Origin of the sequence: Pseudomonas lactis, from assembly GCF_001439845.1 — a bacterium.
Taxonomy (GTDB): domain Bacteria; phylum Pseudomonadota; class Gammaproteobacteria; order Pseudomonadales; family Pseudomonadaceae; genus Aquipseudomonas; species Aquipseudomonas lactis.
Genome location: NZ_JYLO01000019.1, coordinates 41,876 through 62,612, shown reverse-complemented (window position 1 = coordinate 62,612; position 20,737 = coordinate 41,876). Strand labels below are relative to the sequence as shown.

Genomic DNA, 20,737 nt, shown 5'->3' with positions numbered 1-20,737 from the left:
AGACGCGTAATGAAAACCATGGTAGTTGGCGCCAGCAAAGGCCTGGGCAAAGCCCTGATCGAAGGGTTGGGCGAAGCCGGGGATACGCTGATCGGTGTATCCCGCAGCCGTCCTGACCAGCTCAACCACAAGGCTGATGTGCAGGTGCACTGGATCGAAGCCAACCTGGCCGAACCCGCCAAAGCTGCTCAGACCATTGAAGCTTCGGTGGTCGAGAGCGGGCTGGATACCCTGATCTACAACCTGGGTATCTGGGAAGAGTTTGCCTTCGATCCGGCGTACAACTTTTTGGCCGACAGTGATGAGCAACTCGAAGCCATTGTCACGTGCAATATCACCTCTACCCTGTTGCTGATCAAACGCCTGCTGCCGGTGCTGCTCGGCAGCGCCAACCCACGGATCATCCTGACCGGCTCCACCTCCGGCCTGCCGCAAAGTGGTCGCCCAGAGGTGGCCTTCGGTGCCTCCAAGTTTGCGCTGCGCGGGATTGCCGATGCCTTGCGTGAAGGTTATCGGCATCAGCGCCTGGGCGTGACCTGCCTGAACCTCGGTGACCTGAACACCGAAGACCCGTTGAGCACACCGATCACAGTGGCGGCGCAACGCGGTGAAGGTCAGTTGATCCCTGTACATGACGTGGTGCAGGTGGTGCGCATGACGCTGAGCTTGTCCTCGGCCAGCTTCGTCAAGGACATCACCTTGCCGGCGATTCTGGATGAGCGGTTTTAGACGGGGAAGAACGTCTGTGGCTATCGTCTAGACTTCATGCACCTTTCAACCCGAGGAGCCTTGCGATGAACAACAAGAATACGATTTGCCTCTGGTACAACGGCGATGCCCTGGAGGCAGCGACCTTCTACGCCAACACCTTCCCCAACAGCGAAGTAAAGGCCGTACACCGTGCGCCTGGCGACTACCCGGCCGGCAAGCAGGGCGATGAGTTGACCGTGGAATTCACCGTGCTGGGTATCCCCTGCGTGGGCCTCAATGGCGGCCCCATGTTCAAGCACAGTGAGGCGTTTTCCTTTCAGGTCTCCACGGATGACCAGGAGGAAACCGACCGCTTGTGGCATGCCATCATCGACAACGGTGGGCAGGCGAGTGCTTGCGGTTGGTGCAAGGACAGGTGGGGGCTGTCGTGGCAGATCTCGCCGAGGGTGTTGGTCAATGCAGTTACCAGTAAAGATCCTGCCGTCGCCAAGCGTGCATTTGAAGCGATGATGACCATGTCCAAAATCGACATCGCTACCATCGAAGCCGCCATTGCCGGGAACTGAACTGTGGGAGCGGGCTTGCTCGCGAAGGCGATGTATCCGCCACACATGTGAAAACTGACCCACCGCTTTCGCGAGCAAGCGCGCTCCCACATGAAGGCATAGGTATATGCTCAACCGTAACCACGATGCGAAGCGTGCCGCTCTTGATCTTGCTCTGCTTTTGATCTTAAGCGCCCCGTCAAACCACGCTGGCCGGAATTCGACAGGGATTTGGGGCGGCCCCCCAAATCACTGGCGGATTACGGGCACACCGAGCCTAAGCGAGGTGCCGAGTGGTGGGGCAAGAGCCTTTTGCTTACTTTTGGCTGGGCCGGCATTCCGGCTCTTTTCAAAAGTGAGCCGCTGTCAGAGCGGAACCCTAAGTGGCCGTTACCTAAATAACGGATATGTACTCGGCCTGAGCCAACATTCCGGCAGACTTTCAGGCCGTCTTCGCAGGCAAGCCAGCTCCCACATTTCACAGGGCATCAGGTAGATAAGCGTTGGCTGTCAGGCCGCCTTAGCGAGCAAGCCCGCTCCCACCGTTTGATTGCGCGCCTTCCCCCCATGCGGCAAAAAAAGTCATCCAACGGACGCCCAGTTGCGACACCGGCGATACCGGCCTATGTTCCAAGCCATGCTGTTTTTTTGCTGTCCCTCGCCCTACGCCCATCCCGTAACCAGGAGACGACATGCCCACGCCTTCCCGCCCTGCCGTACTCGAGCTGATCGGCAATACCCCGCTGGTCAAGGTCAGCCGCTTCGATACCGGCCCCTGCACGCTGTTTCTCAAGCTTGAATCGCAAAACCCCGGCGGTTCCATCAAGGACCGCATCGGCCTGGCGATGATCGACGCTGCCGAGCGCGATGGTCGTTTGCGCCCTGGCGGTACCATCATTGAAGCCACCGCCGGTAATACCGGCCTGGGCCTCGCGCTGGTGGGCCGGGCCAAGGGTTACCGGGTGGTGTTGGTGGTGCCCGACAAGATGTCCACGGAAAAGGTGCTGCACCTCAAGGCCATGGGCGCCGAGGTGCATATCACCCGCTCCGATGTGGGCAAGGGCCATCCCGAGTATTACCAGGATGTGGCGGCACGTTTGGCCAAAGATATTCCAGGCTCGTTCTTCGCCGACCAGTTCAATAACCCGGCCAACCCCTTGGCCCACGAGACCAGCACCGCGCCGGAGATCTGGGCGCAAACCCAGCACGATGTGGACGCGATTGTGGTGGGCGTCGGCTCGGCCGGCACCCTCACCGGCCTCACGCGTTTCTTCAAGCGCGTGCAACCCGAGTTGGCCATGGTACTGGCCGACCCGGTCGGCTCGGTAATGGCCGAATACAGCCGCAGCGGCAAGTTGGAAACCCCAGGTTCCTGGGCGGTGGAAGGCATCGGCGAGGACTTCATCCCCTCGATCGCCGACCTGTCCAGCGTGCGCCACGCCTACTCCATCAGCGATGCCGACAGCTTCGACCACGCCCGCCAATTGCTCAAGGCCGAAGGTATCCTCGGCGGCTCATCCACCGGCACCCTGCTCGCCGCTGCCTTGCGCTACTGCCGCGAGCAAACCGAACCCAAGCGCGTGGTGACCTTTGTCTGCGACACCGGCACGCGCTACCTGTCGAAGGTTTACAACGACCAGTGGATGAACGACGCCGGCCTGTTGCAGTACAAGCACTACGGCGACCTGCGTGACCTGATCGCGCGCCGCTTCGAAGACGGCCGCGTGATCAGCGTAAGCCCCGACGACACCCTGCTTACCGCCTTCCAGCGCATGCGCCTGGCGGACGTGTCGCAACTGCCGGTACTGGTCGATGGCCAGACACTGGTGGGCGTCATCGACGAGTCCGACATCCTGCTGGGCCTGCACCATGACGCCGCGGACTTCTCCATGACCGTCGCCAGCGCCATGACCAATACGCTGCACACCCTGGCCCCCAGCGCCAGCCTGGCCGAACTTCAGGCCGAGCTGGATCGCGGCCTGGTCGCCATCATTGCCGACGCCTCAGGCTTTTATGGCCTGATCACCCGCGTCGACCTGCTTAACCACCTACGGAGATCCCTTGCATGAGCCAGCCCGATAAAAGCGCGTTTGCCACCCGTGTGATCCACGCCGGGCAGTCACCCGACCCGACCACGGGCGCGCTGATGCCACCGATCTACGCCAACTCCACCTACCTGCAGGACAGCCCCGGCGTGCACAAGGGTTTTGACTATGGCCGCTCCCACAACCCCACGCGTTTTGCCCTGGAACGCTGCGTGGCCGACCTTGAAGGCGGCAGCCAGGCGTTTGCGTTTGCCTCGGGGCTGGCGGCGATCTCCACTGTGTTGGAGCTGCTGGATGCCGGCGGGCATATCGTCTCGGGCAACGACCTGTACGGCGGCACCTTCCGGCTGTTCGACAAGGTGCGCCAGCGCAGTGCCGGGCACCGCTTCAGCTATGTCGACCTCAGCGACTTGTCAGCCTTTGAAGCGTCATTGCAGGACGACACGCGCATGGTCTGGGTCGAAACCCCTAGCAACCCGCTGCTGAGCCTGACCGACCTGCGGGCCGTGGCCCGCATCTGCCGTGCCCGCGGGATTATCTGCGTGGCCGACAACACCTTTGCCAGCCCCTGGATCCAGCGCCCGCTGGAGCTGGGCTTCGACATCGTGGTGCACTCCACCACTAAATACCTCAATGGGCATTCCGATGTGATCGGTGGTATCGCTGTGGTTGGCGACAACGCTGAATTGGCCGAACGCCTGGGCTTCCTGCAAAACTCCATTGGCGCCATCGCCGGGCCGTTCGATGCCTTCCTGACCCTGCGCGGGGTAAAAACCCTGGCGCTTCGCATGGAGCGCCATTGCAGCAATGCCCTCGACCTGGCCACCTGGCTGGAACAACAGCCGCAAGTGTCGCGGGTTCATTACCCGGGGCTGGAATCCCACCCACAGCACGACCTGGCGAAACAGCAGATGCGCGGGTTTGGCGGGATGATTTCCGTGGACTTGAACAGCGACCTGGCCGGCGCGACACGCTTTCTGGAAAACGTGAAGATCTTCGCCCTGGCCGAGAGCCTGGGGGGCGTGGAAAGCCTGATCGAACACCCGGCGATCATGACCCATGCCAGCATTCCAGCGGCGACGCGGGCGCAATTGGGCATTGGCGATGGGCTGGTGCGGCTGTCGGTGGGGGTTGAAGATGTGGAGGATTTGCGCGCAGACCTGGCGCAGGCCTTGGCCCACATCTAACCGCCATGATCGTTCCCACGCTCTGCGTGGGAATGCCACCCGGGACGCTCTGCGTCCCCAAGCGTGACGCAGAGCGTCACCGGATGCGTTCCCACGCGGAGCGTGGGAACGATCAGTGTGGGTCAGCCTTGGGTGATATTGGCCCGCGCTGCATGCAGCTTCTTGTAGCTGTCAATCAGGCGCAAATGCCGGTCCAGGCCTTCCAGCTTCATGCTGGTCGGCGTCAGCCCATAAAAGCGCACGCTGCCGTTAACCGAACCGATCACCGCGTCCATGCGCTCATCACCGAACATGCGCCGGAAGTTGGCCTCGTAATCGGCCAGTTCCAAGTCGTCATCCAACTCCATCTCCAGCACCGCGTTCATCGCCTGGTAAAACAACCCACGCTCAACCGTGTTGTCGTTGTACTGCAGGAACATCTCCACGCACTCCTTGGCCTCTTCATACTGCTGCAAGGCCAGGAAGATCAGCAGCTTGAGCTCCAGGATGGTCAGTTGGCCCCACGCCGTGTTGTCATCGAACTCGATGCCAATCAACGTAGTGATATCGGTGTAGTCGTCCAGCTCGCTTTCTATCAGGCGCTCGACCAACGCCTGCAGCTCCTCCTCGTTGAGGCGGTGCAGGTTAAGGATGTCTTCGCGGAAAAACAGCGCCTTGTTGGTGTTGTCCCAGATCAGGTCGTCCACGGGGTAGATTTCCGAGTAGTCCGGCACCAGGATGCGGCAGGCGGTAGCGCCCAGGTGCTCATACACCGCCATGTACGACTCTTTGCCCATGCCTTCGAGGATGCCGAACAGCGTGGCGGCTTCCTGGGCGTTGGAGTCTTCGCCCTGGCCGGAGAAGTCCCACTCGACGAACTCATAATCGGACTGGGCACTGAAGAAGCGCCACGACACCACGCCGCTGGAATCGATAAAGTGCTCGACGAAGTTGTTCGGCTCGGTGACCGCCTGGCCTTCGAAGGTCGGCTGCGGCAGGTCGTTCAAGCCTTCGAAGCTGCGGCCTTGCAGCAGCTCGGTGAGGCTGCGTTCCAGCGCCACTTCCAGGCTGGGGTGCGCGCCGAACGAAGCAAACACGCCGCCGGTGCGCGGGTTCATCAAGGTCACGCACATCACTGGGAATTCACCGCCCAGGGACGCATCCTTGACCAGCACCGGAAAGCCCTGGGCTTCCAGGCCTTCGATGCCCGCCAGGATGCCTGGGTACTTGGCCAACACTTCGGCGGGTACATCTGGCAGCGCAAATTCGCCTTCGATGATTTCGCGTTTCACCGCCCGCTCGAAAATCTCCGACAGGCACTGCACCTGGGCTTCGGCCAGGGTGTTGCCGGCGCTCATGCCGTTGCTCAGGTAGAGGTTTTCGATCAGGTTGGACGGGAAATACACCACCTCGCCATCGGACTGGCGCACGAACGGCAGCGAGACAATCCCACGGGCCTCATTGCCGGAGTTGGTGTCGAACAGGTGCGAACCGCGCAGCTCGCCCTCGCGGTTGTAGACTTTCAGGCAGTAGGCATCGAGGATTTCACTCGGCAACTCATCGTTGGAGCCCGGCTGGAACCAACGCTCGTCCGGGTAATGCACGAACGGCGCGTTGGCCAGATCCTCGCCCCAGAACTGGTCGTTGTAGAAAAAGTTGCAGTTCAGGCGCTCGATGAACTCGCCCAGCGCCGACGCCAGCGCGCCTTCTTTCGTCGCGCCCTTGCCGTTGGTAAAGCACATCGGCGAATGGGCGTCGCGGATGTGCAGCGACCACACGTTGGGCACGATATTGCGCCACGAAGCGATCTCGATCTTCATGCCCAGGCCGGCGAGAATCGCCGACATGTTGGCGATGGTCTGTTCCAGTGGCAGGTCCTTGCCGGCAATGTAGGTGCCCGCCTCGGACGTGGAGTTGGGCATCAACAGCGCCTGGGCATCGGCGTCGAGGTTGTCGACTTCCTCAATCACGAATTCCGGCCCGGCCTGCACCACTTTCTTCACGGTGCAGCGGTCGATGGAACGCAGGATGCCTTGGCGGTCCTTGTCGGAGATGTCCGCGGGCAATTCGACCTGGATCTTGAAAATCTGATTGTAGCGGTTTTCCGGGTCGACGATGTTGTTCTGCGACAGGCGAATATTCTCGGTGGGAATATTGCGCGTCTGGCAGTACAACTTCACAAAGTACGCCGCACACAACGCCGACGAAGCCAGGAAGTAGTCGAATGGCCCAGGTGCCGAGCCATCGCCCTTGTAGCGGATGGGCTGGTCGGCAATGACCGTGAAGTCATCGAACTTGGCTTCAAGCCGAAGGTTGTCGAGAAAGTTGACCTTAATTTCCATGCGGGCACACCAGAATAACGAGCTAAACAAATTGGCCGCCATTATGAAGCGTTTCGCCGGGAAGTCTCAGGGATTTGCGTATGGGCTGCCGATCGGTGCTAACTTCCAACTAGTTAGATAATGTTCACCTCTGCCAGGACAGGCCATGGAACCGATAGCGACGAACGCCGCACTGTTGATCATCGATATGCAAAAAGGCATGGCCGATCCCACCCTTGGCCGCCGCAACAACCCAGACGCTGAGCTGCACATACAGCAATTGCTCAATGCCTGGCGCCAGGCGCAACGCCCGATCATTCATGTGCGGCATATATCCCGCGCTGACGCTTCGGTGTTCCGGCCAGGCCAACCCGGCTGTGAGTTCCAGGATGCGCTGCACCCCCTGGCCCACGAGCATGTGGTGGAAAAAAACGTACCGGATGCGTTCAGCGCCACGGGCCTGGAGCGCTGGCTGCACCTGCGCTCGATCCAGCAGTTGGTGATCGTCGGCGTCATCACCAACAATTCAGTGGAGTCCACCGCACGCTCGGGCGGCAACCTGGGGTTCGACGTGATCGTGGCGGCGGATGCGTGTTTTACCTTCGACCAAACCGACTTGTCGGGGCGCCTGTGGGCGGCAGAAGATGTGCATGCTTTGTCGCTCAGCAACTTGGCGATGGACTATGCAAGGGTGTTCCAGACGAGTGAAATCCTGGCCAATCATTAATAAGCAATGCAGACATGCATCAGGGCAAACGCACGATGGCGACCGCTTGCCGGCCTGGACGGTTAAAAGACCCCGGCATCCTCCAGCATTTGCGGCAACGCTTGCGGCCATACCGTATCGCTCGTTGCGCGCAGCGCCTCTGCCGACCACCAGCGATGGTCCGCCATCACCTGTGCCTCCTGCTGCGTCCACTCGGCCCTGGATAACGCCTCGCTGGGCGCATGCACAACGAAGTACCGCTCAACCGCCAGCACCGTTTCGCCGCAGGGTAGCATCAAGGTCACGTTGCGCTCTGCTACACATTCCCCGACGCTGCTGACCGTGATACCCGTCTCTTCGCGCAACTCACGAATCGCGGCGCTGTGAAAGGTCTCCCCGGCCTCAACGCCACCGCCCGGCGTGGCCCAGTAATCCTGGCCGGCCAAGGCGCCTTCTTTGTGCACGAAGCGAAACAGCAACACTTGCTGTGCAGGGTTTATGACCAGTAATCGTGCCGCTTTGCGTTCACGCATCAGATTGATTCCTTTCTATGACTGCTGAATTCATCCAGCTCAGAAACGCCCGTAGGCGTGTCGTAAATGCCTGGCCCTCGGCGCTCGGGTTGCGTGCCTCAAACAGGAAGTAGGCGATTTGCACGCGCATGGTCGGGTAATGCTGAACAAACAGGCCGACGTACTCTTCCAGGGTTTGCGGCCAGGTTTGCGCATCTTGCGCTCGCAGAGTGTGGGTGGCGCGGATCAAGGCCCGCGATGCTTCCCGCTGCAAGCGATGGCGTACCTGCTCAGTGCTGGCCTGTTCGATACCTACCAGATACGCCGTGAGCGCCTGTTCAAAATCGCCGTTGACCGCCAGGGCAATGGCGCAGGACGGGCGAAACGGTTCGAAGTGCAGTGACAGGTCTTCGCCCCAGATACAGCGGCAATGATGTTTGAGCCAGAAGCCCCAACTGTTTCGGTTTTCGGGCGCCAACACCTGGGCGCGGTGGCCGATGTCGAAGTCGATCTTGGTGACGCTCGGATGCCGTTGCTCCAAAGCGAGTCGGGCCGACTCCAATTGTTCAAGCACCGGCGCATTCGGTGGTTCGACCAGTATCAGCGAAAGGTCAAGATCAGAAACGCCGATCTCACCTTCACCCCGTGCGATGCTGCCATATAGGTAAATCCCGTGCAGCCCCAGTTCTGGCCGGGACAAGGTAGCGCAGATGTCCGTCAGCAGGGGCTGGAACTCGGGTTGTATAGGCCGATCGGCAACGGTGAGGATATAGCCGTCGACATCAATGCCTGCAGATTTTTGGGTGTTCACGGGCGGTGCACCTCAATCACCAGACCTTCCTCTTCACTCGGCACACTGAAATGGCGAGTGATCAGGTCGAACTCGGCATCGGTGGCGGCAAAATCGTGCTCACCCCGGGCGTTGCGCGCGTGCAGGCGCGCACGACAGGTGGCATCGTCCAGCTCCAGGTAATGCAGGCAGTGCGGCACCTTGGCTGCCTGGGCCAGGCCGAGCAACCATTGACGATTGACGAGGGTGTTGGCCGGAAAATCCAGCACCACATTGACGCCGCATGCCAACAGATCGATCACCAGCGGCTCAAGTACCCCACGAACCCGCTGGGCACAGCGCAGGTAGTCGGCAATGCTCAGGATCTCACCAGGGTAGAGACTGGCCAGCCACTGGTCTTCGCTGAGCACAATGGCCCCATGCTCGGCAGCCAGGGTTTTGGCGAGTGTGGACTTACCGGAGGCGATCTTGCCGCATAACAGGTGCAGGGTTGGCATAAAACGATTCCTTGTTGTGGCCAAACAGGATGAGTCATGACGCTGGCGTCGTAAACACATCCAGGTACATCTGCCAGGAAACATCGCCATCTCTCAATGAACTTTCTGACAAATGACAGGCTCCTTTCCTATGCGAAGTCAGCGCGCCCTGAGTCCAGGGTGCAGAACGATAAGGAGCCGCCACCGACATGACTACCCTCCCCACTTACCCCGTCGTCAGGCCCGGGCCGTTGCACGGGACTTTGCTTGCCGGCACCGTGCCGTTGTTTCTCGGAGCCTTGCTCAGTGATATCGCCTACGGCCAGACCTACCAGATCCAATGGGCCAATTTTGCCTCCTGGCTGATCGCTGGAGCCTTGGTGTTCTGTGGCTTTGCCCTGCTGTTTGCGCTGGTCAACCTGGTGCGTGCCGAACACAAGGGCGGACGCCCGGTGGCGTACTTCCTGCTGTTGCTGGGCACTTGGGTGCTAGGGCTGGTGAACGCCTTTCAGCATGCCAAGGATGCCTACGCCATGATGCCTGCTGGCTTGGTGCTGTCGGCGATTGTCACCGTGCTGGCGATTGTCGCCACCTGGATCGGCTTGACCAACCTGCGCTCAGGAGCTGCCCGATGAAACCACTCAACACACTGACCCTGCTCAGCGCCGCCCTGTTGCTGAGTGCCTGTGGCGGCGAAGGTGACAAGACCCAGGCACGCGGCCCTGACCCCAAACTGCCCGAGCAACAAAGCAGCCTGTTGCCGAGCATGAAGATTGCCGAGCCCACACCGTGGGGCGAACAAAAGCCCAAGGTGCCCGAAGGCTACAGCGTGACCGCCATCGCCAAGGACCTTGCGATCCCGCGCCAGACCCTGGTGCTGCCCAACGGCGATATCCTGGTGGCCGAAGGCCGTGGCGGCAGCGCGGCCAAGCTCAAGCCCAAGGACGTGATCGCCAGTGTGATCAAGGCCCAGGGCAACACCCAGGTCAAAGGCGGCAACCGCATTACGCTGCTGCGTGACGCCGACGGTGACGGCACCTATGAACTCAAGACCGTGTTCGCCGATAACCTCAACGCCCCTTACGGCCTGGCATTCGCCGACGGCAAGCTGTATGTGGCCAACCAGGATGCACTGGTGCGTTTTGACTACGCCGACGGCCAGACCAAGGCCAGCGCGCCACCGGTCAAAGTCACCGACCTGCCGGCGCAGATCAACCATCACTGGACCAAGTCGTTGGCCGTGAGTGAGGACGGGCGTCAGCTGTATGTGGGCATCGGTTCCAACAGCAACATCACCGAACGCGGCATGGAAGTGGAGATCGACCGTGCGATGGTCTGGCAGATCGACGCGGCCACCGGCGCGCACAAACCCTACGCCACGGGCCTGCGCAACCCGACGGCGTTGACCATCCAACCGGGTTCCGGGCAACTGTGGACGGTGGTCAACGAGCGCGATGAGCTGGGCCCCGACCTGGTGCCGGACTACCTGACGTCGGTGCGCGAAGGTGCCTTCTACGGCTGGCCCTACAGCTACTGGGGCCAGAACGTCGACCCCCGCGCACAACCGCAAAACCCGGCCAAGGTGGCTGCGGCGATCAAGCCCGATTACAGCCTGGGTTCCCACGTGGCCGCTTTAGGCGTGGATTTCTCCATCCCCGCCCTGGGTGAAAAATTCGCTGACGGCGTGTTTGTCGGCGAGCACGGCAGTTGGAACCGTGACAACCCAGTGGGCTATAAAGTGATCTTCGTACCGTTCAGCAACGGCAAGCCGGCGGGCGAGCCCATCGACTTTGCCACCGGCTTTCGCGGCGACGACGGCAAAACCCGTGGCCGCCCGGTTGGAGTGACCGTGGACCCCAAAGGCGCGCTGATCATTGCTGACGACTTGGCCAATACTGTTTGGCGAGTCACACGTAACCAATAATCGAGGAACTACGCAAAGAGGTAGTGAGACTGATGTGTAGGCGGTTTTGATCCAACATGCTGTTCGGCTGTCAGGCTGACATCGGGCGCACACAAGGTCTGTGCCAGGCGCTGATTTTGTGGGCAATACGTAACCAATGTGGGAGCTAGCTTGCCTGCGAAAGCGGTGGTTCAGTCGCAGATCCAGTGACTGACAAACCGCCTTCGCGAGCAAGCCCGCTCCCACAGGCCCACCGTCATTTGATCGCTGTGTGATACCTGGCCGTTACCGCAACACAGCAGCAGCCCCGCTACACGCCTGCCCCGCCCGCTCACAGATCTCCCAGCCGCCCCCCAGCGCCTTATAGATCCCCACCACCGCCAAGCGCTGCTCCGTGCGCGCCGCGGTCAATGCGCGGCGGCTGGTGAAGTCGGCACGTTCAGCCTCAAGCACATCCAGGTACACACCCTCGCCTTGCGCAAACCGCTCGCGCGCAAAGCTGGCGGCCTCACGATTGGCGGCCGCCTCCAGCAGCCGCAAGCCCAGGGTGTTGCCGGCCGTGCGGTTGGCCTGGAACGCATCATCGGTTTCCTGCAGGGCCCGCAACACGGTCTGGTCATAAGCGATCAAGGCCGCCTGGGTGCGCGCCTCGCTGGCGGCAATCCGCGCACGTACGCGCCCGGTGTCCAGCAGCGACCAGCGAATCACCGGCGCGATAAAGTTCGACTGCATGCCCGCATCGCCCAGGGCGCTGAGGCTTCCGGCCAGCAAACCGATGGAGCCCTGCACCTGAATGTCCGGATACAAACCAGCGGTTTCCACGCCGATCTGCGCGGTCGCGGCCGCCAGCGTGCGTTCGGCCGCGGCGATGTCGGCGCGGCGCGCCAGCAAGCCAGCTGGGTCTCCCACCTGCAGCGTGCGCAGGTTCAAGGTTTCACGCCCAGGCCGGGCCTGCGGTGGCTTGAACCCTTGAGGCGCTTGCCCCAGCAGCACCGCCAGCGCGTTGGTTGCCCTGGCGCGACGTCGCTCCAGGTCAGGCGCTACCGCCTCCACATTGCGCAACAAGGCCTCGGCGCGCAGCCGGTCGAATTCGGTGGCGGCGCCGACGCTGACCATCTGCCCCACCAGGCCCAGGCTGTCGCGCTGGCTCTGGCTGATATCCGCAACCACGGCCTGCTCGGCTTCGATGCCTTGCAGGTCAAACCAGGTGGCCGCGACAGTCGCCGCGACGCTCGCTTGCACGTTGCGCAATAACGCCTGACGCGACCCCGCCTGGGCCTGGGCCGCCTCCACCGAGCGACGCACGCGGCCAAACAAGTCGATTTCCCAGGCCGCATCCACCGCCGCGCGGGTGGTTTCAATGGAGCGCTGCTCGCCGAACGGGGTCTGGACCTCGCTGCGCTTGCGATGCTCGTAGCCCAGGGCGGCGCCGCCGCTGGGCAGGAAGCCTTGGCGGCTTTCACGCAGCAGCGCCTTGGCTTCGTCCAGGCGTGCGGCGGCGATGCCGATGTCGTGGTTGGCCGCCAGTGCCTGCTGGATCAATTGGCTCAGTGCCGGCTCATCAAACACCTGCCACCACTGCACCTCCACCTCGCCCGGACCAAGCCCGGCGATGGGCGCGCCAAAGCTCGTCGCCCGTTGCGCAGCGGGCAGCACCGGCGCGGAATAGTCCGGCCCCACCGAACCGCAACCAGCCAGCAGGGTCAACGACAACACAAACGCTGGATACGCCTGTTTCATGATGCGCTCTCCTTTAGCTGCACCTTAGGGCTCGCCCCCTGGCGCTCCACGCGCAGCGCCAGGCTGCGCATCACCACATAGAACACCGGCGTCAGGAACAGGCCGAACAGCGTCACGCCCAACATCCCGGCAAACACCGCCACCCCCATGGCATGGCGCATCTCGGCGCCTGCCCCACTGGCAAACACCAGCGGCACCACGCCGGCGATAAACGCCAGAGACGTCATCAAAATAGGCCGCAGGCGCAATTGACACGCGTGGATCACCGCCTCCAAGGGGCTGGCGCCTTCGGCTTCGAGGCTGCGGGCAAACTCGACGATCAGGATGGCGTTCTTCGCCGCCAGGCCCACCAGCACCACCAACCCGATCTGCACGAACACGTTGTTGTCGCCGTCCACCAGCCACACGCCGAGGATTGCGCTGAGCAGGCACATGGGCACGATCAGCAACACCGCCAACGGCAGCAGCCAACTGTTGTACTGCGCGGCGAGGATCAGATACGCCAGCAACACACACAGCGGGAAAATAAACAGGGCCGATGACCCGGCAAGTTTTTGCTGGTAGGTAAGGTCTGTCCATTCATAGGTCACGCCCTCGGGCAGTACCTCCTGGGCCAAGCGTTCCATAAGCGCAACCGCCTGCCCCGAGCTGACCCCTGGCATCGCGCCGCCAGAGATATCCGCCGACGGATAGCCGTTGTAGTGAATCACCCGGTCAGGCCCGGAGCTCGGCGTGACCGTGACAAATGCCGACAACGGCAGCATGTCGCCGGCGGCATTGCGCACCTGCAGACGGCCGATGGCTTCGGCCTGCATGCGGTGGTCTGCATCGGCCTGTGCCGTGACTTTGTAGGTGCGGCCAAACCGGTTGAAGTCGTTGACATACAGCGACCCCAGGTAGACCTGCAGCGACTCGAACACATCCGCCAGGCGCACGCCCTGGCTCTTGACCTGGGTGCGGTCGATGTCGACATTCAGTTGCGGCGCGTTGACGTCCAGGCTGGTCATCAACCCGGCCACCTGGCCTGACTCAGTGGCTTTGGTCATCAGCATTTGGGTCTGCTGCACCAACGCCTCAAGCCCGACGCCGCCACGGTCTTCGACCTGCAGCTTGAAGCCCCCGGTCACCCCGAGCCCCGGTACCGGCGGCGGTGGGAATACGCCGAGGAAGCCGTCGGGGATGCTCGCAAACTTGGCTTGCAGGCGCCCGGCGATGGCGACCGCTGCCATATCCGGCGAGGTGCGCTCCTTGAACGGATCAAGCATGACGAACATTACCGCCGCATTCGGGACGTTGACGAAACCGTTGACCGACAGCCCCGGGAACGCCACCACACTCTCGACCCCCGGTTCATCCAGGGCGATTTTCGACATTTGCCGCACCACCGCATCGGTACGCTCCAACGAGGCCGCGTTCGGCAGTTGGGCGATGCCGACCAGATAGTATTTGTCTTGCATCGGCACGAAGCCGGCCGGTACCGCGTTGAACCCAAACCAGGTCAACGCCAGCAAGCCGCCGTAGGCCAACAGCGCCACGCCGCGGCGGCCGACAACCTTGCGCACGGTGTTGCCATAGGCTTGCGGCGCACGCTGGAACGGCCGGCCCAGTACCTCCAGCAGTCGCGTGGCGCGACCGCGCAGGCTACGCGGGTCGGGCGCCACGGCGGCATGCCGCGGCCGCAACAACAGGCCGGCCAGCGCCGGGCTGAGGGTTAACGAGTTGACCGCCGAGAGGATGGTGGAAATCGCGATGGTCAGCGCAAACTGCCGATAGAACTCGCCTTGCAGGCCGCTGAGAAACGCGGTGGGAATGAACACGGCCGCCAGCACCGAGGTGATCGCAATGATAGGGCCGGTGACCTCGCCCATGGCCCGTCGTGCAGCTTGCATCGGCTCCTCGCCGTTCTCGATATGCCGCTCGACGTTCTCGACCACCACGATGGCATCGTCGACCACGATGCCAATCGACAGCACCAGGCCGAACAGCGACAAGGTGTTGAGGGAGAAGCCCATCAGGTGCATGACCGCGAAGGTGCCGATGATCGACACCGGCACGGCCATCAAGGGGATCAGCGACGCGCGCCAGTTGCGCAGGAACACCACCACCACAATCACCACCAACAGGATCGCTTCCATCAGCGTGATGGCCACCGACTCCAGCGAAGCGCGCACAAACACGGTGGGGTCGTAGGCAATCCGCGACACCAGCCCTTCCGGGAAGTTGGCCTGCAGGCGCTGCATGGTGTCGCGCACCGACTGCGCCACATCGAGGGCGTTGGCCCCAGGGCTCTGGATGATCTGCAAGGCCACCGCCGGCTCGCCGTCCAACAGGCTGCGCAGCGCGTAGGCATCGGCGCCCATCTCGATACGGGCCACATCGCGCAAACGCGTGACCTGACCGTTATCGCCGGTGCGAATGATGATGTCGCCAAACTGCTCTTCGTCCGTCAAGCGCCCCAGGGTATTGACCGTGACCTGAAAGGCCGCAGTGGAATCCGGCGACTGGCCGACCGAGCCCGCCGCCACTTGCACGTTCTGCTCGCGCACGGCGCCAATCACATCGCCGGCGGTCAAGCCACGGGCGGCGATCAGGTCCGGGTCGAGCCACAGGCGCATGCTGTATTCACCCGCGCCCCACACCAGCACATCGTTGATCCCCGGCAGCCGCGACAACTCATCGCGCACCTGCAGGTAGGCATAGTTGGAGATGTAGAGCGGGTCATAACGTTGGTCCGGGGACAGCAGGTGGACCACCATGAGGATGTCCGGCGAGGTTTTCTGCGTGACCACGCCCAGGCGCTGTACCTCTTCGGGCAAGCGCGGCAAAGCCCGCGACACACGGTTCTGCACCTGGATCTGGGCCATATCCGCGTTGGTGCCCTGGGCGAAGGTCGCGGTCAGGATCATGCGGCCGTCGGTGGCCGACTGCGAGGTCATGTAAAGCATGCCCTCGACCCCGGTGATCACCTGTTCCAGCGGCGCTGCCACTGTCTCGGCAATTACCTGCGGGTTGGCCCCCGGATACGACGCAGTCACTTGCACCGTGGGCGGCGTGACGGCGGGGTATTCGCTCAACGGCAAATGGAAGAAGGCCACGATGCCGCCGATCATCATCAACACCGAGAGGACGATGGCGAATATCGGTCGGTCGATGAAAAAGCGTGGGAAGCTCATTGCACGCCCCCCACCGCCAGCGGCGCCTCAAGCGGCTTGCCCTCGATGCTGGCGGCCAGTGGTGTTACCTGCATGCCCGGCCGCACCAGGCCTTTGACGACAATGCGCTCGCCCGGTTGCAGGCCCTGTTCGATGACCCGCAGGCCGTCGACCACCGGGCCCAGTTCGACCGGGCGGTATTCGGTCTTGTCACCCTCACCCACTACCAGCACATAACGGCGGCCCTGGTCGGTGCCGATGGAATGGTCGGCAATCAACACCCGGGGTTGCGCCGTGCCGGTATCCAGCTTGACCTTGGCGAACAGCCCCGGCGTCAAGCGTCCATCCGGGTTCGCCACCACCGCACGCACGCGCACGGTGCCGGTCTTGCGGTCGGCCGAGTTGGCCAGAAAGTCCACGCGCCCGGCGCGTGCATAGGTGGTGTCATTGAGCATTGCCACCATGACCTTGGCGGCTTGTTCACCCTTGGACCCGGCATGCTGCCGCGTCGCGGCCAGCGAATGCAGGTAGGTGCGTTCATCCACATCGAAATACACATGCAAGGGGTCGATGGAGACAATTGTGGTCAGGGGTGTTTCCCCACGGGTGACATAGTTGCCTTGCGTCACCAGTGCGCGGTCGATGCGCCCGCTGATAGGCGCGGTGACGCGGGTGTAGCTCAGGTCCAGTTGGGCCGTGTCTAGCGCCGCCCTGGCGGCTTCCACCTGGGCCCTGCCGGCATTCAGCGAAGCAACGGCGGTGTCGAGGCGATCACGCGCCACCACCTTCTTGGCAAACAACTGCTCGGCGCGGCCATGCTCGGCCTGGGCCAGTGATGCATTGGCCTCGGCCTCGCGCAAGCGCGCCTTGGCGGCGTTCACTGCCGCCTGGAACATGCGCGGATCGATCACAAACAACGGGCTGCCCTTGGCCACGAACTGGCCTTCGGGCACGCTGACACTTTGCAGATAGCCACTGACTCGCGGGCGCAATTGAACCTGGTCGATGGCGGTCAATGAACCGGTGTACTCCACAAACGGCGTCACCGCCCGCGCCACCACCTGGGCCACCGGCACACTAGGTGGTTGGGCGGCTGCGGCTGGCGGCGCCTTGTCCGAGCATCCGCCCAGCGTTAACGCTACGGCCAACGCGCCGGCAATCAGGCTTACTGGTTTGGTGTACATCGTTCACCCTCCTTGGAATTTTCAAGACAAATCGACACTTGGGGTTTTTATCCGGCTTGCCATACTGGGAAGGTCAAGCGCTATAAAACCGGGGGTGTGTTTTGTCTGAGAAATATCTGGAGGGTTAAACAGGTAGGAGCGAGCTTGCTCGCGAAAAACTCACAAGCGCCGCGCTTATTCAGGAAGAACGCGTCATCGTTGACGTTTTTCGCGAGCGAGCTCGCTCCTACAGTCAGGTCCAGGCGACTACCAACAAGCCTGCGCCCAACACCAGGCACAACGGGGAGTAAAAATACGTATCCAGGCGAGCAAACTTCGACCCGCCGACCTTCTTGAAAAGCCCCACCAGCTCCGAATCCCCGATCGCCCGGGCAAACATCAGCACGGCAATCGCGCTGATGCCCCACTGCAACGCCCCGTGGGACACCGGCGAGAAATACAACCCGGCGCGCAGGCACACAAGCAAGGCAATCGCCACCAGCCCCATCGCCACCAGAAAAGTGCCCAGCGCCGACGGTTTGAACGCCGGCCTCGGCCCGCTGGCGAACTCTCCGGGCAGTTGCGGGATAGCGGCCAGGCTGCCGAGCTTGCCACCCGCAGCCCAATACAAATGCACCATGCTGATGAAGGTAAATACCCCGACGATCCATCGCGCAATGACAAAGCTCATGGTCGGCGCTCCACAAAAATGTGCGAATGAGGATAGTCGCCCTGAGATTTTTTGCAGGCATTTCGTCGGTCGCTGATGATAAAGTGCCACCCCATGAAACTCGCCCGTGCCGACCGCTCACTCATTGCCTGGATGCTTTACTGCTGCGTCCTGTTCAATGTGTTCGCCTGCAGCATTGGTCATGGGCAGATGGTGGGGATGCAGCTCAACGGCATCAGCGGCCAGTTCTGTACGGTCGACCCACGTACCCAGGCGCCGCTGCCCAGCAACTCGACAGACGAAAACCTGCCCACGCTATCCAAGGCATTTGGTTGCCCGCTGTGCTCTACCGGCGGCATGGGCCCGGCGCTCAATTCCCACCTGAACGTGGCGGTGCTGCCACAACCCCATGCGCCGCCTGCTGCGGTGGTGCTTGCTGCTGACATTCCCGCCCGCTTCACCTGGCCTGCGGCTAATCCCCGCGCGCCACCTGCCGTCGCCTGATCCCTGCGCTTTCTGATCTGCATCGCCCCGTTGCCGTAAGGACTACGGGTAGCTGTGCGTTGTTTTCGAGCCAAGTTTTCAGGATTCAACCATGAAACATTTACCCCTGTTGGCGGGCCTGTTCGGCTGCCTGCCTGTTTGCGCCTCAGCCCTTGAACTGGCGCCGACCACCATTGATGGCGAGCAAAGTGCCGAGCCGGGCCTGGCCCTGGACCAACCCAGCGGCATGGCCTCGCGCCTGGGCCTGAGCGTGCGGAAAACCCCGGCGTCAGTGGCCATCGCCAACCGCAACGATATCGAGCGCCACGGCGCCAAGACCTTCCGCGATGCGGCCAATACCCTGCCCGGTGTCAACGCCAGCGCCCCGCCCGGTTTTGGCGGCTTTGTCTCGTACCGGGGGTTTACCAGCAGCCAGATCACCCAGATGTTCAACGGCATCAATGTCGCCACGGGCCTGGCGCGGCCGGTGGATGCGTGGATCTACGACCGCGTCGAACTGGTGGGCGGCCCCTCCTCCTTGATCAACGGCGCAGGCTCCGTGGGTGGCTCGTTGAACTACGTGACCAAGCTGGCAACCCGCGAGGAACAGGCCGTCGAAGGCCAACTGAGCTATGGCAGCTACGACACCGCCGGCATGGCGTTCGGCCTCAACCATGCGCTGACCGAACCCGGCGCCGACGTACAGCATTACGCCCGCCTGGACGTGAGCCGCAACACCAACCACAGCTACATCGACCGCGATCAGCGCGATGCCTGGAGCGTCGCATTCTCCCTGCTCAGCGACCTCACCCCGAACCTGTCCCACACCCTGGCGCTTGAGTATCAGGACGAACATGAAGACAGCCCGTACTGGGGCACGCCGGTGCTCAACCCCAAGGCCGGTGAACTGAAGATCGACAAGCACAACCGCTTCAATAACTACAACGTTGCCGACGGTCGTTATGAGCAACGCACGATCTGGGCACGGTCGATCATCGACTACCGGATCAACGACAGCACTACGCTAAAAAACACGCTTTACCACCTCGACAGCCAGCGCGACTACCGCAACCTGGAGACTTACCAGTACAACGCCAACAACAGCGCGGTGAACCGCTCGACGGCCTATCAGGTGCGGCACCAGGGCGAGCAGAACGGCAACCAGTTCGAACTGCGCCATGACTCCAGCGTGTTCGGCCTTGCCACCACCTGGTCGGGCGGTTTTGAGTACAAGGTCAACAGCACCACCAACAGCCCCTTGAACGTGACGGGCAAAAGTAGCGTGGACCCGAACCACTACGACCCAGGGCACTTCTATGATATTCCCGGTACCCAGCCAGGTTTCGTCAAGGACAAAACCAACCAGGTGACCACCAAGGCGCTGTTCGTGGAAAACCGTCTTGGATTGACAGACAAGCTCTCGCTGCTGACCGGCCTACGCTATGACGCCATCGACCTGGACGTGACCAACCACCGCACCCTCACCGCCACCAACCCACGGCACTTCAAGCGCAGTTGGGAACCGGTAACGGGCCGGGTGGGCCTGACCTATCAGTTCATCCCGTCCGCCAATGTCTATGTGCAATACAGCACCGCCGTCGAACAGCCCAATACCACTACCCAAGTGTTCGACGTGTCCACCGGCAAGCAATGGGAAATCGGCAGCAAGTTCGATTACCTGCAAGGTAGGGGCTCCGCCACGGTCGCGGCCTACAAGATCGAACGCAAGGACTTTGCCGTCACCGACCCGCTGGACCCGACCAGCAGCATCCCGGTGGGCGCGCAGTCGTCCAAGGGCATCGAACTGGCCAGCTCGTTGCATATCACACCGAAACTACTGGCCGAAGGCAACTTTGCCTGGGTGGACGCGCAGTACGATGAGTTCAACGAAAAAACCGCCAGCGGCGCCGTGGTGTCGCGCAAGGGCAACACGCCGACCAACGTGCCCAAGCGTGTGGGCAACCTCTGGCTGACCTACGACTTTGCCGAGGATTGGCAAGGTGGCGTGGATGCGCGCTACGTCGCCCAGGTGTATGCAGACAACGCCAACACCCAGACCGTGCCGGCGTATACGCTGTTTGGCACATTCCTGCGCTATAAGCTGGATGCGAACACCTCGGTCACCGGGCGGGTGCGTAACCTGACCAACGAGGTGTATGCCGAGTTTGCCCATGTGTCGCCGGCGTACTATCTGGGGTCACCGAGGACCTTTGAGCTGGCTGTACAGACCAAATTTTAAAGCTCAAACACAATCAAATGTGGGAGCTGGCTTGCCTGCGATAGCGGTGGGTCAGCATAAAAATAGGTTGTCTGACACTCGGTCATCGCAGGCAAGCCAGCTCCCACATTTTGAT

General features: G+C 62.0%; 17 protein-coding genes. 9 read left to right on the top strand and 8 right to left on the bottom strand.

Translation table 11 applies throughout. The annotated features are described in order from the left end of the window. Window positions 1–9 precede the first annotated feature (9 nt). From TX24_RS27065 to TX24_RS27050, 4 genes are all read left to right on the top strand, one after another. Window positions 10–729: an SDR family NAD(P)-dependent oxidoreductase gene (locus tag TX24_RS27065; RefSeq protein ID WP_003191630.1), complete on the top strand. Its 720-nt coding sequence runs from the start codon at window positions 10–12 to the stop codon at window positions 727–729. 65 nt (window positions 730–794) lie between these two features. Next, window positions 795–1,277 carry a VOC family protein gene (locus TX24_RS27060; protein WP_003191632.1) on the top strand — a complete coding sequence of 161 codons (483 nt, stop codon included), beginning with the start codon at window positions 795–797 and terminating at the stop codon, window positions 1,275–1,277. A gap of 671 nt (window positions 1,278–1,948) precedes the next feature. After that, on the top strand, window positions 1,949–3,325 hold the full coding sequence (locus TX24_RS27055; RefSeq protein WP_034134969.1) for a pyridoxal-phosphate dependent enzyme: 1,377 nt from the start codon (window positions 1,949–1,951) through the stop codon (window positions 3,323–3,325). Then, a complete protein-coding gene (locus tag TX24_RS27050; protein WP_057711792.1) occupies window positions 3,322–4,488 on the top strand; it encodes a cystathionine gamma-synthase in 1,167 nt (388 codons plus the stop codon). Before TX24_RS27055 ends, TX24_RS27050 begins: the two co-directional genes overlap by 4 nt. A gap of 122 nt (window positions 4,489–4,610) precedes the next feature. Here the strand turns inward: TX24_RS27050 and TX24_RS27045 are convergent, their stop codons facing one another. Further along, window positions 4,611–6,809, bottom strand: a complete 2,199-nt coding sequence (locus TX24_RS27045; protein WP_057711791.1) for an OsmC domain/YcaO domain-containing protein — start codon at window positions 6,807–6,809, stop codon at window positions 4,611–4,613. Window positions 6,810–6,954: 145 nt separating this feature from the next. Here TX24_RS27045 and TX24_RS27040 point away from each other — a divergent pair, with 145 nt between their 5' ends. Continuing rightward, window positions 6,955–7,515, top strand: a complete 561-nt coding sequence (locus TX24_RS27040; protein WP_003191639.1) for a cysteine hydrolase family protein — start codon at window positions 6,955–6,957, stop codon at window positions 7,513–7,515. A gap of 62 nt (window positions 7,516–7,577) precedes the next feature. Here the strand turns inward: TX24_RS27040 and TX24_RS27035 are convergent, their stop codons facing one another. From TX24_RS27035 to TX24_RS27025, 3 genes are read right to left on the bottom strand one after another with little or no spacing between them, the layout of a single operon-like run. Then, window positions 7,578–8,027: an NUDIX hydrolase gene (locus tag TX24_RS27035; protein ID WP_003191640.1), complete on the bottom strand. Its 450-nt coding sequence runs from the start codon at window positions 8,025–8,027 to the stop codon at window positions 7,578–7,580. After that, a complete protein-coding gene (locus TX24_RS27030; RefSeq protein ID WP_057711790.1) occupies window positions 8,020–8,817 on the bottom strand; it encodes a nucleotidyltransferase domain-containing protein in 798 nt (265 codons plus the stop codon). The genes TX24_RS27035 and TX24_RS27030 overlap by 8 nt, the downstream gene beginning before the upstream one ends. Beyond that, entirely contained in the window at window positions 8,814–9,293 is a 480-nt protein-coding gene (locus TX24_RS27025) for a P-loop nucleotide/nucleoside kinase family protein (protein ID WP_057711789.1), read from the bottom strand. The genes TX24_RS27030 and TX24_RS27025 overlap by 4 nt, the downstream gene beginning before the upstream one ends. A 188-nt stretch (window positions 9,294–9,481) precedes the next feature. Here TX24_RS27025 and TX24_RS27020 point away from each other — a divergent pair, with 188 nt between their 5' ends. After that, a complete protein-coding gene (locus TX24_RS27020) occupies window positions 9,482–9,907 on the top strand; it encodes a DUF2231 domain-containing protein (RefSeq protein ID WP_057711788.1) in 426 nt (141 codons plus the stop codon). Further along, window positions 9,904–11,196 (top strand): PQQ-dependent sugar dehydrogenase, encoded by a 1,293-nt coding sequence (locus TX24_RS27015; protein ID WP_003191644.1) that lies wholly within the window; start codon window positions 9,904–9,906, stop codon window positions 11,194–11,196. Before TX24_RS27020 ends, TX24_RS27015 begins: the two co-directional genes overlap by 4 nt. A gap of 264 nt (window positions 11,197–11,460) precedes the next feature. Here the strand turns inward: TX24_RS27015 and TX24_RS27010 are convergent, their stop codons facing one another. The 4 genes from TX24_RS27010 to TX24_RS26995 form a co-directional block, all read right to left on the bottom strand. Next, window positions 11,461–12,915 carry an efflux transporter outer membrane subunit gene (locus TX24_RS27010; RefSeq protein ID WP_003191645.1) on the bottom strand — a complete coding sequence of 485 codons (1,455 nt, stop codon included), beginning with the start codon at window positions 12,913–12,915 and terminating at the stop codon, window positions 11,461–11,463. Further along, complete coding sequence (locus tag TX24_RS27005; protein WP_034134962.1) at window positions 12,912–16,088, bottom strand: efflux RND transporter permease subunit; 3,177 nt, start codon at window positions 16,086–16,088, stop codon at window positions 12,912–12,914. Before TX24_RS27005 ends, TX24_RS27010 begins: the two co-directional genes overlap by 4 nt. Further along, the gene (locus TX24_RS27000; protein ID WP_057711787.1) at window positions 16,085–17,251 is read right to left on the bottom strand and encodes an efflux RND transporter periplasmic adaptor subunit; all 1,167 of its coding nucleotides are present in this window, start codon (window positions 17,249–17,251) and stop codon (window positions 16,085–16,087) included. The genes TX24_RS27005 and TX24_RS27000 overlap by 4 nt, the downstream gene beginning before the upstream one ends. 232 nt (window positions 17,252–17,483) lie before the next feature. Further along, window positions 17,484–17,921 carry a DUF3995 domain-containing protein gene (locus TX24_RS26995; protein WP_057711786.1) on the bottom strand — a complete coding sequence of 146 codons (438 nt, stop codon included), beginning with the start codon at window positions 17,919–17,921 and terminating at the stop codon, window positions 17,484–17,486. A gap of 93 nt (window positions 17,922–18,014) precedes the next feature. Here TX24_RS26995 and TX24_RS26990 point away from each other — a divergent pair, with 93 nt between their 5' ends. Further along, entirely contained in the window at window positions 18,015–18,404 is a 390-nt protein-coding gene (locus TX24_RS26990; protein WP_034134960.1) for a DUF2946 domain-containing protein, read from the top strand. Between the two features lie 91 nt (window positions 18,405–18,495). Beyond that, window positions 18,496–20,622 carry a TonB-dependent receptor gene (locus TX24_RS26985; protein ID WP_057711785.1) on the top strand — a complete coding sequence of 709 codons (2,127 nt, stop codon included), beginning with the start codon at window positions 18,496–18,498 and terminating at the stop codon, window positions 20,620–20,622. Window positions 20,623–20,737 lie beyond the last annotated feature (115 nt).

Bases quoted from the DNA above. Each gene is read 5' to 3' on its own strand.
- TX24_RS27065 (WP_003191630.1), top strand. From the start codon at position 10: ATGAAAACCATGGTAGTTGGCGCCAGCAAAGGCCTGGGCAAAGCCCTG.
- TX24_RS27060 (WP_003191632.1), top strand. From the start codon at position 795: ATGAACAACAAGAATACGATTTGCCTCTGGTACAACGGCGATGCCCTG.
- TX24_RS27055 (WP_034134969.1), top strand. From the start codon at position 1,949: ATGCCCACGCCTTCCCGCCCTGCCGTACTCGAGCTGATCGGCAATACC.
- TX24_RS27050 (WP_057711792.1), top strand. From the start codon at position 3,322: ATGAGCCAGCCCGATAAAAGCGCGTTTGCCACCCGTGTGATCCACGCC.
- TX24_RS27045 (WP_057711791.1), bottom strand. From the start codon at position 6,809: ATGGAAATTAAGGTCAACTTTCTCGACAACCTTCGGCTTGAAGCCAAG.
- TX24_RS27040 (WP_003191639.1), top strand. From the start codon at position 6,955: ATGGAACCGATAGCGACGAACGCCGCACTGTTGATCATCGATATGCAA.
- TX24_RS27035 (WP_003191640.1), bottom strand. From the start codon at position 8,027: ATGCGTGAACGCAAAGCGGCACGATTACTGGTCATAAACCCTGCACAG.
- TX24_RS27025 (WP_057711789.1), bottom strand. From the start codon at position 9,293: ATGCCAACCCTGCACCTGTTATGCGGCAAGATCGCCTCCGGTAAGTCC.
- TX24_RS27020 (WP_057711788.1), top strand. From the start codon at position 9,482: ATGACTACCCTCCCCACTTACCCCGTCGTCAGGCCCGGGCCGTTGCAC.
- TX24_RS27015 (WP_003191644.1), top strand. From the start codon at position 9,904: ATGAAACCACTCAACACACTGACCCTGCTCAGCGCCGCCCTGTTGCTG.
- TX24_RS27010 (WP_003191645.1), bottom strand. From the start codon at position 12,915: ATGAAACAGGCGTATCCAGCGTTTGTGTTGTCGTTGACCCTGCTGGCT.
- TX24_RS27005 (WP_034134962.1), bottom strand. From the start codon at position 16,088: ATGAGCTTCCCACGCTTTTTCATCGACCGACCGATATTCGCCATCGTC.
- TX24_RS27000 (WP_057711787.1), bottom strand. From the start codon at position 17,251: ATGTACACCAAACCAGTAAGCCTGATTGCCGGCGCGTTGGCCGTAGCG.
- TX24_RS26995 (WP_057711786.1), bottom strand. From the start codon at position 17,921: ATGAGCTTTGTCATTGCGCGATGGATCGTCGGGGTATTTACCTTCATC.
- TX24_RS26990 (WP_034134960.1), top strand. From the start codon at position 18,015: ATGAAACTCGCCCGTGCCGACCGCTCACTCATTGCCTGGATGCTTTAC.
- TX24_RS26985 (WP_057711785.1), top strand. From the start codon at position 18,496: ATGAAACATTTACCCCTGTTGGCGGGCCTGTTCGGCTGCCTGCCTGTT.